This window comes from Priestia sp. 10L35 (assembly GCF_056395685.1).
On the sequence record NZ_JBFTKA010000001.1, the window covers coordinates 749,799 to 773,010 of the forward strand.

Here is a 23,212-nt window from a genome sequence, read left to right on the forward strand (position 1 = left end):
ACTATGAGAAGTTCATACTACTACTATCAATAAGTGAAAGGAGCTAGAATATGTTTGAAAATAACGAAAGATTACATTCTGATGAAGCGCCTCAGCAGCCTAATAAAAATGAAGAAAGCAAGGGCGGAATATTAGATAAAATTCAACAACTAGGACAGACCAACGTGGCTCAGCTTCCTCAGGATTCTAATATTCACTGTTTAACGATTGTAGGACAAATCGAAGGGCACATGCAGCTGCCTCCTCAAAACAAAACGACAAAATATGAGCATGTCATCCCGCAAATTGTGGCGATCGAACAAAATCCAAAAATTGAAGGATTGCTTATTATTTTGAATACAGTAGGTGGAGATGTAGAAGCGGGGCTTGCAATTGCTGAAATGATTGCTTCGTTATCCAAGCCTTCTGTGTCGATTGTGTTAGGAGGCGGACATTCAATCGGTGTTCCAATTGCGGTTTCAACTGATTATTCGTATATTGCCGGTACAGCGACCATGACCATTCACCCTATTCGCTTAACAGGTCTTGTTATTGGTGTACCGCAAACATTTGAATACTTAGATAAAATGCAAGAGCGCGTGATTAACTTTGTGAGAGAACACTCTCATATTTCAGAAGAAAAGTTTAAAGAACTTATGTTTTCAAAAGGGAATTTAACGCGTGATATCGGGACAAATGTAGTTGGCGGAGATGCTGTTTCATACGGGTTAATTAACGAAGTAGGCGGAGTTGCTCAAGCGATCAAAAAGTTGAATGAACTGATTGAGCAAGGACGTCAGAATGAGGAGCAGCTGCTGCAATGATTTTGTATACAATGATGCCGCAAGAACTAATCTTTCAGCAGTCTTATCAACAAGAACAATCTCAGCCAAAGCTTATTAACCATAATGGAATCCCGGTTATTGTTGAAGAAAATGAACAAAAGCAACAGCAAATTGTGAGGATTTTAAGCACGAATCCTCAAGATTATTTGAATGAAAATTATTATCCTGGTCAAATTTTGTCGTAAGGATTTCAGTATAATTATGGTGAATATGGTATAATGAATATGACGAAGAAGGCAGCCGCTGTATTGGCTGCTTTTTTATTCAACTGATAAAAGAAACAAAATCAACATAGAGTGTTGGACGTTGATTGGAGTGGAAAAATGGCAAAGAAAAAACGAAGAGGTCAAATAAAAAAGGATGAATGGAAACGCATATTGCGCTTTGAGCTTATTGGCTTACTTTTATTAGCATTAACGTTAATTGCCATGGCAGGACTTGGTGCTGTAGGACAGGCCCTTGTACTAGTGGTCCGCTTATTTATTGGCGAATGGTATATGCTGTGTTTAATCGGAATGGCTATTCTATCTGTTTATATTATTTGGAAAAGGGAAATGCCTCCTTTAGTGACGCGGCAGCTTATCGGTACATATCTCATTATTTTATCTATTTTACTGTTTAGTCATGTTACGTTATTTGAAAATTTATCAAAAAATGGAACGTTTACAGATCCGTCTGTCATTATGAACACGTGGGATTTGTATATGCTCGAAGCAACGGGTCAATCAAATCACAGCGATTTAGGCGGAGGGATGATAGGAGCTATTATGTTTGCCATGTTCTACTATCTATTTGATAGCTTAGGAACAGAACTTATCGCTGCCTTGCTTATTGTGATTGGGGTACTGCTTATTACCGGACGTTCGCTTCACGAAACGGTATTAAAACTTTTGTCACCTCTAGTGAATTTTTTAACAACGGAGTTAAAAGAAGGCTGGCAAGATATTCAGACGTGGAAACATAAAAAGAAAAAAGCCCCTAAAACAACAAAAAAGAGACGCCAAGAAAAAGCTGTTCAAGAACCTGAAGAAAGCATGGACATAGAAGTAGAAGCACCTTCGCCTCCAATTATTGAACACTTTGACTACGGAGAGGAAGAGTCTAGTCAACCTCCTGCTGCTCCTATAGCTCCGGTGCCGCCGGTTATGGAATCGAAGCCTGTAGCTGCTGCACCGCAACAGCCAAGGCCACAAAAGGAAAAGGAAGAAGAAAAAGCTCCTATGATTACATTTACTGAAACGGAAAATAAAGAGTATGAGCTTCCTCCTATCAAGCTATTAACGATGCCAAAGAAAAGCAACCAGGCAAAAGAGCATAAAAACATTTATAAAAATGCCGAAAAACTTGAAAAAACGTTTCAAAGTTTCGGCGTAAAAGCAAAAGTGGCAAAAGTTCACCTTGGACCAGCTGTTACAAAATATGAAGTATATCCTGATGTAGGAGTAAAAGTAAGTAAGATTGTCAATTTAAGTGATGATCTAGCACTTGCATTAGCTGCCAAAGATATTCGGATTGAAGCTCCAATTCCCGGGAAATCAGCGGTAGGAATTGAAGTGCCGAACGAAGAAGTAGCGATGGTTTCACTTAGAGAAGTACTTGAAGCAACTGAAAATAACCGACCGGATAAAAAGCTATTAGTTGGTTTAGGAAGAGATATTTCAGGCGAAGCTGTGCTAGCAGAGCTTAATAAAATGCCTCATATGCTTGTAGCAGGGGCAACAGGAAGCGGAAAAAGTGTGTGTATCAACGGTATTATTATTAGTATTTTAATGAGGACAAAGCCTCATGAAGTAAAATTAATGATGATTGACCCTAAAATGGTTGAGCTCAATATGTACAATGGTATTCCACATTTATTGGCTCCTGTTGTAACGGATCCGAAAAAAGCTTCTCAAGCCTTAAAGAAAGTGGTAAATGAAATGGAGCGACGTTATGAGCTGTTTTCACACAGCGGAACGAGAAACATTGAAGGATATAACGATTTAGTAAAACGTATGAATGACGATGGAGACGCCGATGCAAAACAGCCGACTCTTCCTTATATTGTGGTGATTGTCGATGAGTTGGCTGACTTGATGATGGTTGCTTCGTCTGACGTCGAAGATTCGATCACACGTCTTGCTCAAATGGCTCGTGCTGCCGGCATTCATTTAATTATTGCTACACAGCGACCATCAGTAGATGTTATTACGGGAGTTATTAAAGCTAACATTCCTTCCCGAATCGCTTTTAGTGTATCTTCACAAACTGACTCTCGTACGATCTTAGATATGGGAGGAGCTGAAAAGCTTCTAGGAAGAGGAGATATGCTGTTCATGCCTGTTGGAGCTTCAAAACCTGTGCGTGTGCAAGGTGCCTTTTTATCAGATGAAGAAGTAGAAGAAATTGTTGATTTTGTAATTGCACAGCAAAAAGCGCAGTATCAAGAAGAAATGATTCCAACCGATGCTCCTGAACAAGTTGATGATTTTGCAGATGAGTTATATGATGAAGCGGTACAGCTTGTAGCAGAAATGCAAACAGCTTCTGTTTCTATGCTGCAGCGACGCTTTCGAATTGGCTATAACCGGGCTGCACGCTTGATCGATGCAATGGAAGAGCGTGGAGTGGTGGGGCCTTATGAAGGAAGTAAGCCGCGTTCCGTGCTGATTTCTCAGCAAAATGAGGATGTTGGATCTTAATAAGTTTCATAAAAAAGATGACTTGCATATGTGCAAGTCATCTTTTTTATGAAACGAAAGAGAGGAAGAATAGTATCATACAAAAATGTGTCATGCTAAATAAATGAAATAAAAACGAATATTAAAAAATTTAATGACTAAATTGTTTGGTTTTTATCTAATATTAGAAGAAAAGCAGGTTGTTAGGTATGCTGACATTAAAAAATAACAAAAATTCATTTTTTTAAAAAAATAATAAAAATTTTAATAAAAAATTAATATAACCTATTTATTTATCTGTCGAAAAATGATATATTATTTTCGATTAAGTAGTCGAACATCAGAGGTCTGATGACTTTTTAATATGGAGGAAGAGTGATGTCTATACGTGCGGATAATCGGCACTTGTATTTACAAGTGATTGATAAAATTAAACAAAATATAGAAAAAGGAATTTTTAAAGAAAAGGAAAGACTCCCTTCAGAGTTTGATTTATCAAAGCAGCTAGGGGTTAGCCGCGCAACGCTACGTGAGGCACTTCGCATATTAGAAGAAGAGAATATTATTGTTCGCAGACACGGCGTGGGAACATTTGTCAACACGAAGCCTACTTTTTTGTCAGGGATTGAGCAATTAAATAGTATAACACATATGATTGAACAAGCCGGTATGAAGGCTGGAACAATCTTCTTATCTTCTCAAATACAAGAGTTGTCTGAAAATGATTTAACACGTTTTGCTTGCGGGGAAGATGAACAGATTTTATTTGTTGAACGGGTGAGAACGGCAAACGGAGAGCCGGTGGTATATTGCATGGACAAGGTTCCTCAAAAAATATTGCCTGAAAATTTTGAATATAAACAAGAGTCATTGCTAGAAATTCTTGAAAAACAAGCAGGAAAACACATTTCATACGCCGTGGCAAACATTGAGCCTCTAGGCTATCATGAAAAAGTTTCTCCTATTTTACAATGCGAACCAGAAACCGCTTTGCTTGTACTGAAACAAATGCATTATGACCAGCATGATGAACCCATTTTATATTCCATCAATTATTTTAAAGCAGATCAATTCAGTTTCCAAGTACTGCGTAAACGCGTCTAGTTTTTTTGTGTTTAAATGTCAGAAAATTTACAACTGTTTAACATTGTCCTTTTAAGGAGGTGTCAAATGTAGGTCACAAGGACGAAATAGAAAATTGGCTTTATACTTTTAAAACTATTCAGGGGGTTAAAACATGTTAAAACGTAAAACGGGCCTTGCATTATCACTAGTATTAGCGGCAGGAACACTTTTAAGCGCGTGTGGCTCAGACGACGCAGGTAAAAGCGGCGGAGATAAAAAAGCGGCGGATTTTAAAGTGGGAATGGTAACAGATACGGGCGGGGTAGATGATAAATCGTTTAACCAATCTGCTTGGGAAGGTCTGACAAAGTTCGGGAAAGATAACGGACTTGATGAAGGAACTGGATATAAGTATTTGCAGTCTACAAAAGCATCTGAATACGAGAGCAATCTTTCTAAATTTGCTGAGAGTGGCTATAACTTGACGTATGGAATTGGCTTTTTATTAAAAGAAGATATTAAAAAAGCAGCAAAGCAGTATCCTGATGCTAACTTTGCATTAGTAGACGATACGCTAAAGTCAGAGAACTTAGATAACGTGGCAAGCATTCTATTTAAAGAAGAGCAAGGCTCCTTCTTAGTAGGGGTAGTGGCAGCTAAACAAACAAAAACGAACAAAATCGGCTTTATCGGAGGCGTTGAATCTCCATTAATCAAGAAGTTTGAAAACGGATTTAAAGCAGGTGTTAAATCTGTAAACCCAGATGCTGAAGTTATCTCTCAATACGCAGAAAGTTTTAACTCTCCAGAAAAAGGTTCGGCTATTGCTTCTACGATTTACAGCAAAGGCGCTGATATTATTTATCAAGCGGCTGGCGGTACTGGAAACGGCGTATTTACAGAAGCTAAAAACCGTTCAAAAGGCGGGAAAGACAAAAAAGTTTGGGTAATTGGAGTTGACCGCGATCAGCATGAAGAAGGTATGCCTGAAAACGTAACGTTAACTTCGATGGTTAAACGCGTTGACTTGGCTGTAGAAGATGTTGCTAAAAAAGCAATGGACGACAAATTCCCAGGTGGTAAAGAAGTTGTGTTTGGCTTAAAAGAAGACGGAGTAGGAATCGCTCCATCACAAGATAATGTAAGCAAAGATGCGTTAAAAGCAGTTGATGAGTATAAGCAAAAAATTCTAGACGGTGACATTACAGTGCCTCAAACGGATAAAGAATTTAAAGAGTTTGAAAAAACGCTTAAAAAATAAGCTGACGTCTGTTAAGCAATGATTATATGAGTATAAAAGGCTAGTGAAAACTAGCCTTTTTTATAGCCAAAAAACGGAAGACAGAATCCTGTAGCAGGCAGGAATAGGGAGTGAAAGCAGTGGAATATGTTATTGAAATGCTAGATATTCGCAAAGAGTTTCCTGGTATTGTCGCTAATGACAATATTACACTCCAAGTGAAAAAGGGAGAAATTCATGCTCTGTTAGGAGAAAATGGTGCGGGTAAGTCAACGCTGATGAACGTTTTATTTGGACTTTATCAGCCTGAAAAAGGGCAGATTCGTGTAAACGGCCAAGAAGTCAAAATCACGGATCCTAACGTAGCGAATGACTTAGGAATTGGGATGGTTCATCAGCATTTTATGCTCGTTCAAAACTTTACAGTAACAGAAAATATTATTCTTGGAAACGAACCGACGCGAACGGGCAAAATTAATATTAAAAAAGCAGCTCAAGATATTCAAGAGCTTTCAAATCAATATGGATTATCGGTAGATCCATATGCGAAGATTCAAGATATCTCAGTTGGCATGCAGCAGCGAGTGGAAATTTTAAAGACGCTTTACAGAGGAGCTGACATTCTTATTTTTGATGAACCTACTGCCGCCTTAACACCTCAGGAAATTACGGAATTAATTCAAATTATGAAAAAGTTAATTCAAGAAGGAAAGTCGATTATTTTAATTACGCATAAATTAAAAGAAATTATGTCAGTGTGTGACCGCTGTACAATTATCCGAAAAGGCGTCGGGGTTGGCACGGTAAATGTGCAAGAGACCAACCCTGATGAACTTGCTGCTTTAATGGTAGGAAGAGAAGTGCATTTTAAAACTGAAAAGAAAACAGCGACTCCAAAAGAAGCTGTGTTAACAATAAAAGAATTAGTAGTAGAAGACAGCCGAGGAGTAGAGGCTGTAAGTTCACTTAATCTAAGCGTTCGGGCAGGCGAAATTGTAGGCATCGCGGGTGTAGATGGTAATGGTCAAACAGAGCTGATTGAGGCAATTACGGGTCTGAGAAAAATAAAGTCGGGCTCGATCACATTAAAAAATCAAGAATTGTCTACGTTATCCACTCGTAAAATTACGGAGTCAGGAATAGGACATATTCCGCAGGATCGTCATAAGCACGGACTGGTATTAGATTATACAATAGGTGAAAATATTGGTCTTCAAACGTATTATCAAAAGCCGATGTCTAAATCAGGTATTTTAAATTATAAAGAGATGTATAAAAAGGCAAAAGAACTAATTGCAGAATATGATGTGCGAACGCCTAGTGAATATACACAAGCGCGATCGCTATCGGGGGGGAATCAGCAAAAAGCCATTATTGCCCGTGAAGTAGACCGCAGTCCGGAACTATTAATTGCAGCTCAGCCAACGAGGGGGCTCGACGTAGGAGCCATTGAATTTATTCATAAAAAGCTGATTGAAGAACGAGATAAAGGACGAGCAGTGTTGCTCGTTTCGCTAGAGCTCGATGAAGTAATAAATTTAAGCGATCGCATTGCGGTTATTTATGAAGGAAAAATAGTCGACATTGTAGATCCAAAAGAAACGAATGAACAAGAGTTAGGCTTATTAATGGCAGGCGGTACGCGTGAGAAAGCGGGTGGAACAGCATGAATAAACTTGTGAAAAATGAACGTGTAATGATGATTTTGATCCCTGTTGTATCGGCCATATTAGGACTCATTGCCGGAGCGGTTATTATGTTGCTAGGCGGCTATGATCCAATGCTTGGCTATCAATCTCTTTTTGACGGGATGTTTGGAACGCCAAAAGCCATTGGAGAAACGATTCGTGCTATGACTCCTCTTGCTCTGGCTGGTATCGCGGTTGCGTTTGCTTATAAAACCGGTCTCTTTAACATTGGAGTAGAAGGACAGCTTTTAGTTGGCTGGTTGGCTTCAGTATGGGTTGGGTATGCGTTTGATTTACCAGCGGTTATTCATATTCCTTTAGCTGTATTAGCAGCAGCTGCAGCTGGAGCAGTTTGGGCGTTTATTCCAGGATTTTTAAAGGCAAAATTTCATGTTCATGAAGTAATTGTTTCCATAATGATGAATTATATTGCCCTTTATACAACGAGCAGCTTAATCCGTACGTATTTATATGCGGGTAATGAAAAATCGTATGATATTAAAGAATCGGCATCTTTAGCATCAAGCTTTTTAGCGCAGTTAACCAATAACTCCCGCCTTCATTACGGCATTCTTATTACCATCGCTGCAGCCGTCGTAATGTGGTTTATTTTGAATAAAACAGCTAAGGGCTTCGAGCTAAGAGCTGTTGGTTTTAATCAACATGCTTCACAGTATGCAGGAATGAATGTAGGCCGAAACATTGTGTTATCCATGGCGATTTCAGGGGCTTTTGCCGGGCTTGCCGGGGCAATGGAAGGGCTTGGAACATTTCAGTATATGGGCACATTCACTGCATTTACGGGTACGGGGTTTGACGGTATCGCCGTAGCCCTGTTAGGAGCTAACAGCGCAATTGGAATTTTATTAGCTTCATTCTTTTTCGGAGGATTGCAAACCGCGGCTCCTCAAATGAACTTTATGACAGGGGTACCGTCTGAATTAATTCAAATTGTCATTGCGCTTATTATCTTTTTTGTTGCATCTAGTTATTTAATTCGCTGGGTGCTTGGCCGTGCAGGCAAGGGGGGAGCAAAATGAACTTCTTAGAGGTGTTAGCCATTATTATTCCAGCGGCGCTTTATTCAGCTGCACCGCTTATCTTTACCGCGCTCGGAGGGATATTTAGTGAACGTTCCGGGGTCGTGAACATCGGGTTAGAAGGGCTGATGATGTTTGGCGCGTTCACAGGTATTGTTTCAACCCTTTTACTTCAGGATTCATTAGGTGCTTGGGCCCCGTGGGTAGCGATAGTAATTGCGGCTGTTGTTTGCGCTGTGTTTTCGCTGATTCATGCTGTTGCAAGTATTACATTAAAAGCAGATCAAACTGTAAGTGGGGTAGCGCTGAATTTTCTAGCTGCGGGTCTTTCAATCTTTTTAATCAAAAAGATTTTTGGGAAAGGACAAACAGATTTTATCCAATTCCGTATCGATAAAGTAAGTATTCCAGGTCTATCAGACATTCCAGTAATCGGCAAAATTCTGTTTTCGAATGTTCCTATTACGTCTTATATTGCAATTGCGCTAGCTTTTGCTGTATGGTACATCATTTATAAAACGCCGTTTGGTCTTCGTCTTCGTTCAGTTGGTGAACATCCAATGGCAGCAGACACGATGGGGATCAAAGTTGTGAGAATGCGTTACGTTGGCGTTATGATTTCCGGCATGTTCGCTGGAATCGGCGGAGCGGTGTATGCTACGTCTATCGCTACAAACTTTGCAGCGGGAACGATTGCTGGACAAGGGTTCCTTGCTATTGCAGCTATGATTTTTGGAAAATGGCATCCTATTGGTGCTTTAGGTGCAGCCATGTTTTTCGGGTTAGCACAGTCCTTGAGTATCACGGGAGCTCAGATTCCGGTTATTCAAGATATTCCATCCGTCCTTTTAACCATTGCACCGTACGTATTAACAATTTTAGCACTCACTGGTTTTGTAGGACGTGCTGAGGCTCCTAAAGCGCTAGGCGTTCCTTATGAAAAAGGCCGCCGCTAATAAATCCTCTATACGAGGTCTAACAATGACTAAAGTTGGATAAATATAGAAGGTGGAGACAAAGAAATCATATTCTTTTCTCCGCCTTTTTTTCATTGAGAGAAAGAATATGAAAAGAAATGAGGAAGCGCGCGGCAAGTTACTTGAAAATGTTTCCTTGAATTCGATATAGTGGTTATAAGACTAAAATTAGCGTTAAAGATTCAAAATAGAAGTATTGTCTAGTTAATACATCAAAATTTAAAAGGAGGTTTATATATGAAATTATTGACTGAACAAAAACATGAACTAGAAGGATTGACTGTTCATACCATTCAAACAGCTAAGTACAAAACAAACACGTTCATTTTAAAACTAAATGCCCCTTTAGATAAGAAAACGGTGACAATGCGTGCCCTTTTACCTTATGTGCTTCAAAGCGCTACCGAGTCGCTGCCGTCTACGACAAAGCTTCGTACATATTTAGATGAGCTTTATGGTGCTACTTTACAAGTAGACTTAACAAAAAAAGGTGATAACCACGATATTACGATTCGCATTGATATAGCGAATGAAAAATATTTGAAAGATTCAACTCCGCTTTTGCAAAAAGCGTTAGCGCTTCTTGGCGATATTTTATTAAAGCCAGCAGTTGAAGGGGACTCTTTTTTAAAGGATATTATGACAAAAGAAAAGCGTTCGCTTCGTCAGAGAATTCAAGCCGTATTTGATGATAAAATGCGCTATGCTAATTTAAGACTAGTCGAAGAAATGTGTAAAGAAGAACCTTACTCTTTACATGTAAACGGTCAAATTGACGACGTGGAAGAAATTACAGGTGAAAGTTTGTACGCCTATTATCAGCAGGTGTTAAAAGAAGATGCCATTCACCTTTATGCTATTGGAGATTTGCAAGTCGAAGAGGTTTTACAAACAGTAAAAGAAACATTTACGTTACCAAAGCGCGAGCAAAAAGACATTGAAGATTCTATTACGTCTAAAGATATCTCAAAAGTAAATGAAGTAGTGGAAAAACAAGAAGTAAAACAAGGGAAATTAAATATTGGCTACCGTACAAATGTTGTATACGGAGATAGACAGTATTTTGCTCTGCAAGTATTTAACGGTATATTCGGAGGTTTCTCACATTCTAAGCTATTTATCAATGTGCGTGAAAAAGCAAGCTTGGCCTATTATGCCGCTTCAAGGGTAGAAAGTCATAAGGGGTTACTGATGGTCATGTCGGGTATTGATGCTAAAAATTACGACCAAGCCGTGACCATTATTAAAGAACAAATGCAGGAGATGAAGCAAGGGTCGTTCACAGACGGCGAAATCGCTCAAACAAAAGCCGTCATTCACAATCAGCTGCTTGAAACGGTGGATACTCCACGAGGACTAGTAGAGGTTATGTATCATAATGAATTAACAGGCAAAGACATTTCAATTGACGAATATTTAAAGCATATTGATGCGGTATCTAAGCAGGAAATTATTAAAGTGGCTGAGAAAATTGAAATGGATACAATTTATTTCTTAACAGGAACGGGCGGTGAAGAAAATGGAGAAAATTGAATTTTCGCAGCTTCAGGAACAGCTGTATCATGAAAAAATGGATAACGGGCTACAGGTATATATTTTGCCAAAGCCGGAGTTTAACAAAACGTTTGCTACCTTTACAACGAACTACGGATCGATTGACAATCAATTCGTACCGCTAAATGAAAATGAAATGACAAAAGTTCCGGACGGAATCGCACACTTTTTAGAGCATAAATTATTTGAAAAAGAAGACGGGGATGTCTTTCAGCAGTTTAGTAAACAAGGCGCTTCGGCCAATGCATTTACTTCTTTTACCCGCACAGCTTACTTATTCAGCTGTACGTCAAATTTTGAAGAAAACCTTGAAACATTAGTGGACTTTGTACAAGAGCCGTACTTCTCAGAAAAAACGGTCGAAAAAGAAAAAGGCATTATCGGTCAAGAAATTACAATGTATGACGACAATCCGGACTGGCGCTTGTATTTTGGCACCATTCAAAATATGTACAAAAACCACCCTGTTAAAATTGATATTGCCGGCACGATCGAATCGATTTCACATATTAATAAAGATTTGCTGTATACATGCTATGAAACGTTCTACCATCCAAGCAACATGCTGTTGTTCATTGTAGGTCCTGTTGATGCGGAAAAAGTAATGAAGCAAGTCCGAGACAATCAGCAGAAAAAAGATTATAAAGAAATCTCTGACATACAGCGTCATTTTGACGAAGAGCCTGAAACGGTGGATCAAGAAAAACAAGTACTAAAAATGCCGGTGCAGTCTTCTAAATGTATGGTGGGCCTAAAAGCGAAAAATCCGCAGCGTTCAGGTGGAGAAATGCTTAAATATGAGTTAGCAATGAATATTATTTTAGATTACGCATTTGGAAAAAGCTCTTCGTACTATGAGGAATTATATGCAGACGGGCTCATTGATGAAACATTTGCTTATGATTATACGGAGGAAAGAGGATTTGGTTTTGCTCTTATCGGAGGAGATACGGACCAACCGGAGCAGCTGTATGATCGAGTTAAACAAATTTTACTTGAAATGAAAACAAAATCACTAACAGAAGAGGAGCTTGAGCATATCCGTAAAAAGAAAATTGGCGGATTTTTACGTTCATTAAACTCACCTGAGTTTATCGCTAATCAGTTTACACGCTATGCATTTAATGATATGAATTTATTTGATATTGTTGAAACGCTGGAAAAACTGAAGGTGAACGAAATAAAAGATGTGCTAAACGAGATTATTGATGAAAAGAACTTTACGGTTTGTGAAGTAGTACCTAAATAAAGATGATTGTTGCCAAAAAAGCTGATGTTCATCAGCTTTTTTGCATGTAAAGGAGAGAAGGTTATGGAGAAATTTGCCCTTGTGACAGGTGCAAGCGGAGGAATTGGCACAGCGATTGCTAAGCAATTGGCTGAGGATGGATATTCCCTTATTTTGCATTACCATCACCGAAGAGACAGAATAGAGGCGCTTGCACATGAGCTTGCTGAAAAGGTAAAAACCGTGTTTACGGTACAAGCGGATTTATCATGTAAAGAGGGAGTGGAGAAGTTTTTAGAGGAAATTATTGTTCCGGTAGAAGTTATTATTCATAACAGCGGACGAAGCGTTAGCGGGTTAATGACAGATACTCCGGCAAAAGAAACTGAAGAAATGATCTATCTTCACATCACGGCTCCCTTTGTTATTACCAAAGCTTTATTACCTAAAATGATTAGTGCTAAAAGCGGACAAATCATCATGATTTCTTCCATTTGGGGACTTACAGGAGCTTCATTTGAAGTCCTTTATTCAATGGTAAAAGGTGCACAAAATACATTTGTAAAAGCTTTGGCGAAAGAGGTTGCACTAAGTGGGGTTCGAGTAAATGGAGTTGCGCCCGGAGCGATTGAAACGGATATGATGGCCAGCTATTCAAAAGAAGAGGTCAAAGAGCTGGCTGAAGAGATCCCTTTAGGAAGAATAGGATATCCAAAAGAAGTGGCAGAGGCGGTTTCATATTTAATATCTTCACGAGCTTCCTACATAACGGGACAAATATTATCGGTTAATGGCGGTTGGTACATATAAAGTGTGCATAAAATCAAAAACAAGGTACAAACTATGATATGAATAAACCTTAAGGAGGGCTACTCATGTCAGTATTAGAAAACTGGGATAGCTGGAAAGATTTTTTAGGCGACCGTTTACATCATGCGCAAAACGAAGGAATGCAAGAAGAAGTTATTCATGATCTTGCTTATCAAATTGGTGGATATTTAGCAAACCAAGTTGATGCAAAAAATGATCAAGAGCGAATTTTAGCAGACCTTTGGAGCGTTGCTTCTAAAGAAGAGCAGCATGCGATTGCGAGCAGCATGGTGAAATTAGTTCAAAATAACGGATCAGTAAAATAAGTTATCGTTTCTAAAAAGGAGCTAATTCACCGCGTGTGAGAGCTCCTTTTTTCTTAGAAATAAATAGTACAAATAAATAAGCGCTTACATACATAACAAATGTAGAACTACTTGTCTTTAGGGTTTATAATATAATGGAAATCATTTATAGTTAAACTAGGTGAAAAAAAGGGGGCACCTCTCGAAGGCCAGCCAAGAAATGGGAGGGGTTTGATGGAGAAAATTGAGTGGTATTTAGAATATCAAATACAAAAAAATCGTCCGGGTCTTTTAGGTGATATTTCATCGCTTCTTGGAATGTTGTCAATTAATATTGTCACAATTAATGGAGTGGATGATATTCGCCGCGGATTATTGCTGCGCTGTGATTCACATGAGCAAATAGACAGGCTTGAATCTATTTTGAAAACAATGGATAATATCATTGTGACAAAAATGAGACCGCCTAAATTGCGTGATAAGTTAGCAGTGCGTCACGGCCGCTATATTCAGCGGGACGCAGATGATAAAAAGACGTTCCGTTTCGTAAGAGATGAATTAGGTTTGCTCGTAGATTTTATGGCGGAACTGTTTAAACAAGACGGTCATAAGCTTATCGGCATTCGAGGTATGCCGCGAGTAGGCAAAACCGAATCCATTGTAGCAGCTAGCGTATGTGCGAACAAAAGGTGGCTTTTTGTGTCTTCTACACTCTTAAAACAAACGATTCGCAGTCAGCTTATTGCTGACGAATACAACGCCGATAATATTTTTATTATTGACGGGATTGTATCGACAAAACGAGCGAATGAAAAGCACTGGCAGCTTGTACGAGAAGTAATGAATGTACCCGCGACAAAAATTGTGGAGCATCCGGATGTATTTGTACAAAATACCGAGTATTCGTTAGATGATTTTGCCTACATTATTGAAATAAGAAACGACCCCAATGAGAAAATTACATATGAAATAATGGAAGGTCCTCAAATGTTTCAAGACGGTGGATTATCGATGTTTGATTTTTAGCATAATTGGTAGGTGTTAGCATTGACAGAGTTAGGACAAAGGTTAAGACAAGAACGAGAAAGCAAAGGATTGTCGTTAGAAGATTTACAAAAACTAACGAAAATTCAAAAACGCTATTTACTTGGCATTGAAGAAGGCAATTATGAGGTTATGCCTGGGAAATTTTACGTACGAGCGTTTATTAAGCAATACTGCGAAGCAATTGGGTTGGACACAGATGCTATTTTTGAAGAATACAAATCAGACATTCCTTCAACTCAAACAGAAGACATGCCGCAGCAGCTTTCGCGCGTTCGCAGCCGCAAAGAAATTCCTCAGCATACAAAAGGAGTTTCAAAAGCATATGACTACCTTCCAACTGTTCTAGTGGTGGCGGGAGTTGTAGTTGTTGGGATTATTATTTGGGTAATCGCTCAAAATATCGTCTCGGATAAAAACAAGGAGCAGGCTAACCAAGAAGCTCCAAACAGCGAAGTTCAGCAGTCTAACACGCAGGAAGAAACGAATGAAACTACTGCAAAAAATGACAATAGCAACTCAGAAGATGAACAAAGTGCTGCTGATAAGAAAGAACAAGAAAAAGAAAAAGCTGAAAAAGAAAAAGCCGCAAAAGAAAAAGCTGAGAAAGAAAAAGCGGAAAAAGAAAAGAAAGACAGCGGTAAACAAGAATACAAGGAAGTTCAAAAAACAGGCAGAAGTGCTACGTATGCTCTTTCCGGTGCAGATGCATTTAATCTAGAAGTAACATCCACTCAAGCAGATACTTGGTTAGATGTGAAAAATGGAAAAGGAAATGCTTTCTTTAGCTCCATTCTAAAAAAAGGTGAAACAAAAGAATTTGATTTGACGAAAGAAACTGAAGCTCGTGTCAACATCGGTTATTCACCTGGGGTAGAGTTAAAAGTAAATGGAAAAGCGGTTGACTTGCCGTTTGATTCATCCAAGCAAGTTCGACAAGTTGTAACGATTCAATATCAGCCGGCAGAAGCACAGTAAATACCCTGTTTTAAAAAGTGATCAGGGTGTAAATAAAGATAATATGTGAATTAATCACTCATTCACGCTATAATAAAACCAAAGCCGTGCAAACAACTTCGTTTGCACGCTTTCAGTTTGTAACAGTAATTGGAGGCAGAAGAAGTGAATTTACCAAACAAGATTACCATTTCGCGGATTTTTCTAATTCCCGTATTCCTCATTTTTATGATGGTGCCGCTACCATTTGGCACAGTAGAGGCGGCAGGAAAAGAGATTCCGATCGCTCACCTATTAGGGGCAGCATTATTTATTATTGCATCTACAACAGACTGGATAGACGGATACTATGCTCGAAAGTACGATTTAGTCACGAACTTGGGCAAATTTTTAGATCCACTAGCAGACAAGCTATTGGTTTCAGCTGCGCTTGTAGCTATTGTTGACTTAGATTTAATTGCAGGTGCAGGATGGGCTGCTATCATCATTATTAGCCGGGAATTTGCTATCACTGGTTTAAGACTTGTACTAGCAGGGGAAGGGGAAGTTGTAGCAGCAAATATGTTAGGTAAAATTAAAACATGGACTCAAATTTTAGCTATTTCAGCTATTCTGTTGTATAACTTGCCTTTTGAATGGGTTTCCATTCCATTTGCTAGCGTAATGCTTTGGATCTCAGTGATTTTTACGGTTATTTCAGGCTGGGACTACTTTGCTAAAAACAAACAGGCTTTTGTTAACTCAAAATAAGTAAGATGGAGATGATATGATGAACGCTGAAATTATTGGAGTCGGCTCTGAGCTGCTGCTTGGACAAATTGCCAATACAAACGCTCAGTATTTATCGAAAAAATTAGCCGAACTTGGAATTAATGTTTACTATCATACGGTAGTAGGAGATAATGCACAGCGCTTAAAAGAAGTGATTGCTACAGCTCAAAGGCGTGCGGAGTTAATTATTTTCACAGGCGGGCTTGGTCCTACAAAAGATGATTTAACAAAAGAAACAATTGCCAGTGTGCTAGGAGTAGAGCTGACAACAAATGCAGAAGCACTTGAAAGCATTGAAGCCTATTTCAAACAGTCAAATCGTATCATGACACCTAACAATAAAAAACAGGCAATTGTGCTAGAAGGTTCGGCAGTGCTTCCTAACGATTACGGAATGGCTCCAGGTATGGGGCTTACGGTAGAGGGAAAACACTATATGCTATTCCCCGGGCCTCCAAAAGAGCTTTATCCAATGTATGAATCGTATGGTCAAGAATTTTTAGCTCAAAAGCTTGAATTAAAAGAAAGTATTGAATCACGCGTTCTTCGCTTTTTCGGAATAGGAGAATCACAGCTTGAGACGGAAATTGAAGATTTGCTTGATGCGCAAACCAACCCGACGATTGCGCCGCTAGCAGGAGATGGAGAAGTGACTCTTCGCTTAACTGCTAAGCACGCTGATGCCGCTGAAGCACAGCGCATGTTAGACGAAGTGGAAAAAACCATTTCAGAGCGCGTAGGCGAGTATTTATATGGATACGAAGCAACTTCTTTACATAATGAATTGGTAAAAGAATTAACGGCGCAAGGATTAACGATTGCTTCAGCCGAAAGTTTAACCGGCGGTTTATTCAGCGAACGTTTAACAACTGTTTCAGGTGCTGGAGAAGCTGTAAAAGGCAGCCTGGTCGCCTATCATTATGAAATCAAGCAAAATATCCTCGGAGTGAGCGAACACACGCTGAATCAGTACGGAGCCGTTAGCGAGCAGTGCGCGGCTGAAATGGCTCAGCGTATTCAACAGTTATGCAAAACGGATATTGGCATCGGGTTTACAGGTGTAGCTGGACCTTCCAAACAAGAAGGAAATCCTGTAGGAACAGTATATATAGGGGTAGCCTATAAAGATCAAGCTCCTCAAGTTTACAGCCTGCAGCTATCTGGAAGCCGCCAGGGGATTCGTTCACGAACGGTTAATTATGGCTGTCATTACGTATTAAAGATGATAAAGAAATAAAGAAAAAAGGCTGTTTGGTTTTTCCAAAACAGCCTTTTTTTTATAAAATAATAAACGAACATTTATTCGCTTTTTGCTTGTCAAACGACTCAAAAACTAGTATAGTAAGTTATAGAAAGTTGTTAATTCGACATTGCTACTACATCGTAGTAAGTTTGCAGTTTATAGATGATTTCAAAGAGATAGAGGAGGAAATTGAGTGAACGATCGTCAAGCAGCCCTTGATATGGCTTTAAAACAAATTGAAAAGCAATTTGGTAAAGGTTCAATTATGAAATTAGGTGAACAAACGGAAAAAAGAATTTCTACAATTCCAAGTGGTTCATTAGCGTTAGATATAGCTTTAGGTGTAGGTGGATATCCACGTGGACGTGTAGTTGAAGTATATGGTCCAGAAAGCTCAGGTAAAACAACAGTTGCTCTTCATGCGATTGCAGAAGTTCAACAGCAGGGCGGACAGGCTGCATTTATCGATGCGGAGCACGCGTTAGATCCTGTATATGCTCAAAAATTAGGTGTGAATATTGATGAGCTATTATTATCTCAGCCTGATACGGGAGAACAAGCTTTAGAAATCGCTGAAGCTTTAGTTCGAAGCGGTGCAGTAGATATTATCGTTGTTGACTCAGTAGCAGCATTAGTGCCAAAAGCGGAAATTGAAGGAGAAATGGGAGACTCTCACGTGGGTCTACAAGCTCGTTTAATGTCTCAAGCATTGCGTAAACTATCTGGAGCTATCAACAAGTCTAAAACAATCGCTATCTTTATTAACCAAATTCGTGAAAAAGTCGGCGTTATGTTTGGTAATCCTGAAACAACTCCTGGTGGACGTGCGCTTAAATTTTATTCTTCAGTGCGTCTAGAAGTGCGTCGTGCAGAGCAGTTAAAGCAAGGAAACGATATTGTAGGTAACAAAACAAGAATTAAAGTTGTGAAAAACAAAGTAGCTCCGCCTTTCCGTGCTGCTGAAGTAGATATTATGTACGGAGAAGGTATTTCAAAAGAGGGTGAAATTTTGGATATCGCTTCTGAACTAGATATTGTTCAAAAAAGTGGATCTTGGTATTCATATAATGACGAGCGTCTAGGTCAAGGTCGTGAAAATGCAAAACAATTCTTAAAAGAAAATACTGATATTCGTCAGGAAATTGCGGGACAAGTGCGTGAACATCATGGTTTAGACCAAGATGGAGAGCCAGCTCCTGAGGATGACGATCAAGGCGATTTAAATATTTAATTTGCTGCGAGATAAAAAAAGACTCCTCTATTTCAAAGAAGGGGTCTTTTTTTTGTAAAAATTGTTAATGATAGAAAAGTAACATACGAAATTTCAATATATACTGTAGAGGCAGGCTTGACAATAAAAATGCACAGATTTACAATTAAGATGTATATTTTCCCTTTTTAAAACATTTTAGCGTTTAAAAGCCTTTGTGTGTATATTGAAAGGTGAATACGATGTACATGCCGACATGAAATTTAAAACTTACAAGTTTATAGCAAGGGGAGGTGAAATGATGGATACTAATACAATCATCTTCGCTTTGCTTGGCCTAATCGTCGGTGCAGTTGTTGGCTTTTTTGTTTGTAAATCGATTGCTGAAGCTAAAATTGCGGGAGCAAAGTCTAGTGCAGAACAAATTATCGATGAAGGAACCCGCGAGGCGGAAGCTTTGAAAAAAGAAGCTTTACTAGAAGCGAAGGATGAAATCCATCAGCTTCGTACAGAGGCAGAACAAGATATTCGTGATCGTCGAGCAGAACTTCAAAAACAAGAAAATCGATTAATGCAAAAAGAGGAAAATCTTGATCGTAAAGACGAATCACTTGATAAACGTGAAGCGTTACTTGAAAAGAAAGATGATTCTCTTACTGTTAAACAACAGCATATTGAAGAGATGGAAAGCAAAGTTGAAGAAGTAGTACGTGCACAGCAAACAGAGCTAGAGCGCATTTCAAGCTTAACAAGAGAAGATGCAAGAGCGATTATTTTAGATCGTGTTGAAAATGAACTTTCCCACGATATTGCAATAATGGTAAAAGAAACAGAAAACCGTGCAAAAGAAGACGCCGATAAAAAGGCGAAAGAAATTCTTTCACTTGCTATTCAGCGTTGCGCAGCAGATCATGTTGCTGAAACGACTGTCTCAGTTGTTAACTTGCCAAATGACGAAATGAAAGGCCGAATTATCGGTCGAGAAGGTCGAAACATCCGTACGCTTGAAACTTTGACAGGAATTGATCTTATTATTGATGATACGCCAGAAGCAGTTATTTTATCAGGATTTGACCCAATTCGTCGTGAGACAGCAAGAATTGCACTTGATAAACTCGTTCAAGATGGTCGTATCCATCCCGCGCGTATTGAAGAAATGGTTGAAAAATCTCGCCGTGAAGTGGACGAATATATTCGTGAAGTTGGTGAACAAACGACGTTTGAAGTCGGTGTTCACGGGTTGCACCCAGACTTGATGAAAATTCTTGGTCGCTTAAAATTCAGAACAAGCTATGGTCAAAATGTGCTGAAACATTCAATGGAAGTAGCGTATTTATCAGGACTTATGGCTGCTGAATTAGGTGAAGATGAAACGTTAGCCAAACGAGCAGGATTGTTACATGATATTGGTAAAGCAATTGACCATGAGGTAGAAGGAAGTCACGTAGAAATCGGTGTTGAATTAGCTACAAAGTATAAAGAACATCCGGTTGTTATTAACGCGATTGCTTCTCACCATGGAGATACAGAACCAACATCAATCATTGCTGTACTAGTTGCAGCAGCGGATGCATTATCTGCTGCAAGACCAGGTGCTCGCAGTGAGACGTTAGAAAACTATATTCGTCGTCTTGAAAAGTTAGAAGAAATTTCAGAGTCTTATGAAGGCGTTGAAAAATCATTTGCGATTCAAGCAGGGCGTGAAGTTCGTATTATGGTGAAACCAGATACGATTGGTGATCTAGAAGCGCATCGACTTGCTCGAGATATCCGAAAACGAATTGAAGATGAGCTGGATTATCCTGGCCACATCAAAGTAACCGTTATTCGTGAAACAAGAGCAGTAGAGTATGCAAAATAAAAATGAAGTGGCGTTTCGCCACTTTATTTTTTTTCGTAGAGATGAAGATGCAGATTAAGAATGAAGTATAGGAGCTTTTACATGAGAATTTTATTTATTGGAGACGTAGTTGGTTCTCCAGGCCGTGAAATGGTTGAAGAATATTTACCAAGATTAAAAAGAAAATACTCTCCGGGACTTACAATTGTGAATGGAGAAAATGCAGCTTCAGGAAAAGGCATTACTGAAAAGATTTATCGTCAGTTCTTGCAAGCAGGGGCTAATATTATTACCCTTGGTAACCACGCGTGGGACAAACGTGAAATTTTTGATTTTATTGACGATGCAAAAAATCTTGTTCGTCCAGCTAATTTTCCTGAAGGTACACCTGGCAAGGGAATTACGTATTTTACGTACAATCAGCTTGAGGTAGCCGTGATTAATTTACAAGGGCGCACGTTTATGGCTCCGCTTGATTGTCCATTTCAAAAAGCAGATGACCTGATTGAAGAAGCACGTCAGCGCACTCCGCTCATTTTTATTGATTTTCATGCTGAAACAACAAGTGAAAAGCAAGCGATTAGCTGGTATGTGGACGGTCGTGTCAGCGCTGTTGTCGGCACTCATACGCATGTTCAAACAGCTGACAATCGTATATTGCCAAAAGGAACAGCCTACATCTCTGACGTAGGAATGACGGGACCATATGACGGTATTTTAGGGATGGAGCGCGAAGCTGTTATTAAGCGTTTTTTAACGTCTCTTCCTGTTCGATTTGAAGTGCCAAAAGAAGGAAGAACGCAGCTTAGTGGAATCGTTATTGATATTGATCAAAAGACGGGGAAAGCAACAAAAACAGAGCGAATTTTAATTAACGAAGACCATCCGTTTTTTGAATAAAGGGAAAAAGTCAATGTGTCGAAAGACGATACGTTGGCTTTTTTATTTTGTCAAAAACGTAAAAAGAAAAAAGAAAGGTGTAGAAATATAAGTTTTTGAATATTTAGGAAAAACAAGCAGGAATACGTTTGACATATCGTGAATATAGTAACATTGAAATCAATTAAGTCATTGGTCTAATGATCTCTCATCATACATTGTAAAGAATAAGGAGGAGCTAGATATGGAAATATTAAAAGTTTCAGCAAAGTCTAATCCAAATTCAGTTGCTGGTGCCTTAGCAGGCGTGCTGCGCGAACGCGGCGCAGCAGAAATTCAAGCCATTGGGGCCGGGGCGCTTAATCAAGCAGTAAAAGCTGTAGCAATCGCAAGAGGGTTCGTTGCACCAAGTGGGGTTGATTTAATCTGCATCCCAGCTTTTACAGATATTCAAATTGATGGAGAAGAGCGAACAGCCATTAAATTAATTGTAGAGCCGCGATAATTATAAAAACCACGGACCTGTAAAGCATAGAAGCCAAACAGGTCCTTTTTGTATAGAATTAAAGGGGTGTGGGTTGTGATATTTGATGCTCATTGTGATGTATTGATGAAGCTCTGGTTAAATAAACGTTTATCTTTTACATATGATTCAGCGCTGCATGTGACGTTAGAAGGAATAAAAAAAGCAAACGGGAAAGTTCAGCTATTCGCTATTTATATTCCAGAAGCGGTTCCGGCAGCTCAGCGCTTTGATGTTGCGTTAGAAATGATCCAGCTGTTTCAAAGTCATATTTTATCGCTTCCCGGTGTGAAATGGATTCGTTCAAAACGCGATATAGATAGCTTGAAAAAAGGTGAAATAGGAGCAATGCTGACGCTTGAAGGCTGCGATGCCATTGATACCAGTTTAGTTCGCTTAAAGACACTGTTTTCACTGGGTGTACGCTCAGTAGGTTTGACATGGAATTATAGCAATACCGTGTGTGACGGTATTTTAGAACCTCGAGGCGCGGGGTTATCTTCTTTTGGAAGAGAAGTTGTTGAATTGAATAATGAACATAAAGTGTGGACGGATGTATCTCATTTATCGGTAAGAGGTTTTTGGGATGTGATTGAGCTAGCACAATATGTAGTGGCTACTCATTCCAATTCACACGTATTGTGTTCTCATCCGCGGAATTTAAGAGACGATCAAATTCATGCTTTAATAAAGCGAAACGGCGTGATTGGCATTACGTTTGTGCCTGAATTTTTAACGAGTTCTGCCAAAACGCAAATAGCGGATGTGATCCGTCATCTTGATTACATGTGTGAAAGAGGAGGCGAATACTCCGTTGGTTTTGGCTCTGACTTTGACGGCATTGACAAAACGGTTCATCGTCTCGGAAGATATGAACAGTATACGAATTTAATCGAAGAACTCCTTAAGCATTACACTGAGGAGCAGGTAAAACGTTTTCTGTTTCAAAACTTTGCTGATCGTGTATGCAGCTAATAAAAAAAAAGAGCTTTTTCTTCTTGGAAAAGCTCTTTTTTATAGAAGTTATTTATATACTAATGCCTCATGTAAAGACAGAAAAGATCATTAAAAAACTTCATCTTATTCATTAAATATAAATATAATTAAAACGATTGAGAATTCAATGGAAAGGGTTGCATTTTTCTGGCAATCGGAATAAAATTGAAAACGGATTATGGAGCTGCTCAAGCAGAAACGTATCCTGCACAGCCACAAGGTGCTGTGGGAGTTTTGCAGATGATTTTGGTTGGTGAAATGCAGAAGCAAATGAAATCGTTTGCTAATTTACTTTTTTCAGTTTTTATCAATAAAATAGATTTCTATATTATAAGCAATTAAAGGAGTGGCGTTGATT

At 39.1% G+C, this 23,212-nt stretch carries 22 protein-coding genes; all 22 read left to right on the forward strand.

Translation table 11 applies throughout. The annotated features are described in order from the left end of the window. Window positions 1-50: 50 nt before the first annotated feature. The 22 genes from AC1DEF_RS03850 to AC1DEF_RS03955 all read left to right on the forward strand — a co-directional run bounded on the left by AC1DEF_RS03850 (window position 51) and on the right by AC1DEF_RS03955 (window position 23,196). Entirely contained in the window at window positions 51-803 is a 753-nt protein-coding gene (locus tag AC1DEF_RS03850) for a ClpP family protease (protein ID WP_013058820.1), read from the forward strand. Next, window positions 800-1,009: a YlzJ-like family protein gene (locus AC1DEF_RS03855; RefSeq protein ID WP_043976531.1), complete on the forward strand. Its 210-nt coding sequence runs from the start codon at window positions 800-802 to the stop codon at window positions 1,007-1,009. Before AC1DEF_RS03850 ends, AC1DEF_RS03855 begins: the two co-directional genes overlap by 4 nt. A 138-nt stretch (window positions 1,010-1,147) precedes the next feature. After that, window positions 1,148-3,505, forward strand: a complete 2,358-nt coding sequence (locus AC1DEF_RS03860) for an FtsK/SpoIIIE family DNA translocase (protein ID WP_043976532.1) — start codon at window positions 1,148-1,150, stop codon at window positions 3,503-3,505. 357 nt (window positions 3,506-3,862) lie between these two features. Then, the gene (locus AC1DEF_RS03865) at window positions 3,863-4,588 is read left to right on the forward strand and encodes a GntR family transcriptional regulator (RefSeq protein ID WP_013058817.1); all 726 of its coding nucleotides are present in this window, start codon (window positions 3,863-3,865) and stop codon (window positions 4,586-4,588) included. 133 nt (window positions 4,589-4,721) lie between these two features. Continuing rightward, entirely contained in the window at window positions 4,722-5,810 is a 1,089-nt protein-coding gene (locus AC1DEF_RS03870) for a BMP family lipoprotein (protein WP_013058816.1), read from the forward strand. Between the two features lie 119 nt (window positions 5,811-5,929). Continuing rightward, window positions 5,930-7,459: an ABC transporter ATP-binding protein gene (locus tag AC1DEF_RS03875; RefSeq protein ID WP_043976534.1), complete on the forward strand. Its 1,530-nt coding sequence runs from the start codon at window positions 5,930-5,932 to the stop codon at window positions 7,457-7,459. Further along, window positions 7,456-8,517: an ABC transporter permease gene (locus AC1DEF_RS03880; RefSeq protein ID WP_014458483.1), complete on the forward strand. Its 1,062-nt coding sequence runs from the start codon at window positions 7,456-7,458 to the stop codon at window positions 8,515-8,517. Before AC1DEF_RS03875 ends, AC1DEF_RS03880 begins: the two co-directional genes overlap by 4 nt. After that, window positions 8,514-9,473: an ABC transporter permease gene (locus tag AC1DEF_RS03885; protein WP_013084750.1), complete on the forward strand. Its 960-nt coding sequence runs from the start codon at window positions 8,514-8,516 to the stop codon at window positions 9,471-9,473. Before AC1DEF_RS03880 ends, AC1DEF_RS03885 begins: the two co-directional genes overlap by 4 nt. A 258-nt stretch (window positions 9,474-9,731) precedes the next feature. Then, window positions 9,732-11,027, forward strand: coding sequence for an EF-P 5-aminopentanol modification-associated protein YfmF (gene yfmF / locus AC1DEF_RS03890; protein WP_013058812.1), 1,296 nt, complete (start codon window positions 9,732-9,734; stop codon window positions 11,025-11,027). Then, window positions 11,014-12,297 (forward strand): EF-P 5-aminopentanol modification-associated protein YfmH, encoded by a 1,284-nt coding sequence (yfmH, locus tag AC1DEF_RS03895; RefSeq protein WP_176521308.1) that lies wholly within the window; start codon window positions 11,014-11,016, stop codon window positions 12,295-12,297. Before yfmF ends, yfmH begins: the two co-directional genes overlap by 14 nt. A gap of 63 nt (window positions 12,298-12,360) precedes the next feature. Beyond that, on the forward strand, window positions 12,361-13,086 hold the full coding sequence (gene ymfI / locus AC1DEF_RS03900; protein WP_097824489.1) for an elongation factor P 5-aminopentanone reductase: 726 nt from the start codon (window positions 12,361-12,363) through the stop codon (window positions 13,084-13,086). A 65-nt stretch (window positions 13,087-13,151) separates the two neighbouring features. Continuing rightward, window positions 13,152-13,412, forward strand: coding sequence for a DUF3243 domain-containing protein (locus AC1DEF_RS03905; RefSeq protein WP_013058809.1), 261 nt, complete (start codon window positions 13,152-13,154; stop codon window positions 13,410-13,412). Window positions 13,413-13,625: 213 nt separating this feature from the next. Next, entirely contained in the window at window positions 13,626-14,417 is a 792-nt protein-coding gene (locus AC1DEF_RS03910) for a DUF3388 domain-containing protein (protein WP_013058808.1), read from the forward strand. A 12-nt stretch (window positions 14,418-14,429) separates the two neighbouring features. After that, the gene (locus tag AC1DEF_RS03915) at window positions 14,430-15,413 is read left to right on the forward strand and encodes a helix-turn-helix domain-containing protein (RefSeq protein WP_230183194.1); all 984 of its coding nucleotides are present in this window, start codon (window positions 14,430-14,432) and stop codon (window positions 15,411-15,413) included. A 144-nt stretch (window positions 15,414-15,557) separates the two neighbouring features. Further along, window positions 15,558-16,142 carry a CDP-diacylglycerol--glycerol-3-phosphate 3-phosphatidyltransferase gene (gene pgsA, locus AC1DEF_RS03920; protein WP_013058806.1) on the forward strand — a complete coding sequence of 195 codons (585 nt, stop codon included), beginning with the start codon at window positions 15,558-15,560 and terminating at the stop codon, window positions 16,140-16,142. 16 nt (window positions 16,143-16,158) lie between these two features. Continuing rightward, window positions 16,159-17,400 carry a competence/damage-inducible protein A gene (locus AC1DEF_RS03925; protein WP_097824487.1) on the forward strand — a complete coding sequence of 414 codons (1,242 nt, stop codon included), beginning with the start codon at window positions 16,159-16,161 and terminating at the stop codon, window positions 17,398-17,400. A gap of 199 nt (window positions 17,401-17,599) precedes the next feature. Then, window positions 17,600-18,637, forward strand: a complete 1,038-nt coding sequence (gene recA, locus AC1DEF_RS03930) for a recombinase RecA (RefSeq protein WP_013058804.1) — start codon at window positions 17,600-17,602, stop codon at window positions 18,635-18,637. A gap of 277 nt (window positions 18,638-18,914) precedes the next feature. Then, window positions 18,915-20,477, forward strand: a complete 1,563-nt coding sequence (gene rny / locus AC1DEF_RS03935) for a ribonuclease Y (protein ID WP_176521306.1) — start codon at window positions 18,915-18,917, stop codon at window positions 20,475-20,477. Window positions 20,478-20,558: 81 nt separating this feature from the next. Beyond that, window positions 20,559-21,356, forward strand: a complete 798-nt coding sequence (locus AC1DEF_RS03940; protein ID WP_043976551.1) for a TIGR00282 family metallophosphoesterase — start codon at window positions 20,559-20,561, stop codon at window positions 21,354-21,356. Between the two features lie 223 nt (window positions 21,357-21,579). Then, a complete protein-coding gene (spoVS, locus tag AC1DEF_RS03945) occupies window positions 21,580-21,840 on the forward strand; it encodes a stage V sporulation protein SpoVS (RefSeq protein WP_003181955.1) in 261 nt (86 codons plus the stop codon). Window positions 21,841-21,915: 75 nt separating this feature from the next. Next, entirely contained in the window at window positions 21,916-22,833 is a 918-nt protein-coding gene (locus AC1DEF_RS03950; protein ID WP_097824486.1) for a dipeptidase, read from the forward strand. Between the two features lie 186 nt (window positions 22,834-23,019). Further along, complete coding sequence (locus AC1DEF_RS03955) at window positions 23,020-23,196, forward strand: hypothetical protein (protein ID WP_157842229.1); 177 nt, start codon at window positions 23,020-23,022, stop codon at window positions 23,194-23,196. Window positions 23,197-23,212 lie beyond the last annotated feature (16 nt).

Excerpts from the sequence above, each read along its gene's own strand:
- AC1DEF_RS03850 (WP_013058820.1), top strand. The coding sequence starts at position 51 with ATGTTTGAAAATAACGAAAGATTACATTCTGATGAAGCGCCTCAGCAG.
- AC1DEF_RS03855 (WP_043976531.1), top strand. The coding sequence starts at position 800 with ATGATTTTGTATACAATGATGCCGCAAGAACTAATCTTTCAGCAGTCT.
- AC1DEF_RS03860 (WP_043976532.1), top strand. The coding sequence starts at position 1,148 with ATGGCAAAGAAAAAACGAAGAGGTCAAATAAAAAAGGATGAATGGAAA.
- AC1DEF_RS03865 (WP_013058817.1), top strand. The coding sequence starts at position 3,863 with ATGTCTATACGTGCGGATAATCGGCACTTGTATTTACAAGTGATTGAT.
- AC1DEF_RS03870 (WP_013058816.1), top strand. The coding sequence starts at position 4,722 with ATGTTAAAACGTAAAACGGGCCTTGCATTATCACTAGTATTAGCGGCA.
- AC1DEF_RS03880 (WP_014458483.1), top strand. The coding sequence starts at position 7,456 with ATGAATAAACTTGTGAAAAATGAACGTGTAATGATGATTTTGATCCCT.
- AC1DEF_RS03885 (WP_013084750.1), top strand. The coding sequence starts at position 8,514 with ATGAACTTCTTAGAGGTGTTAGCCATTATTATTCCAGCGGCGCTTTAT.
- yfmF (WP_013058812.1), top strand. The coding sequence starts at position 9,732 with ATGAAATTATTGACTGAACAAAAACATGAACTAGAAGGATTGACTGTT.
- yfmH (WP_176521308.1), top strand. The coding sequence starts at position 11,014 with ATGGAGAAAATTGAATTTTCGCAGCTTCAGGAACAGCTGTATCATGAA.
- ymfI (WP_097824489.1), top strand. The coding sequence starts at position 12,361 with ATGGAGAAATTTGCCCTTGTGACAGGTGCAAGCGGAGGAATTGGCACA.
- AC1DEF_RS03905 (WP_013058809.1), top strand. The coding sequence starts at position 13,152 with ATGTCAGTATTAGAAAACTGGGATAGCTGGAAAGATTTTTTAGGCGAC.
- AC1DEF_RS03910 (WP_013058808.1), top strand. The coding sequence starts at position 13,626 with ATGGAGAAAATTGAGTGGTATTTAGAATATCAAATACAAAAAAATCGT.
- AC1DEF_RS03925 (WP_097824487.1), top strand. The coding sequence starts at position 16,159 with ATGATGAACGCTGAAATTATTGGAGTCGGCTCTGAGCTGCTGCTTGGA.
- rny (WP_176521306.1), top strand. The coding sequence starts at position 18,915 with ATGATGGATACTAATACAATCATCTTCGCTTTGCTTGGCCTAATCGTC.
- AC1DEF_RS03940 (WP_043976551.1), top strand. The coding sequence starts at position 20,559 with ATGAGAATTTTATTTATTGGAGACGTAGTTGGTTCTCCAGGCCGTGAA.
- spoVS (WP_003181955.1), top strand. The coding sequence starts at position 21,580 with ATGGAAATATTAAAAGTTTCAGCAAAGTCTAATCCAAATTCAGTTGCT.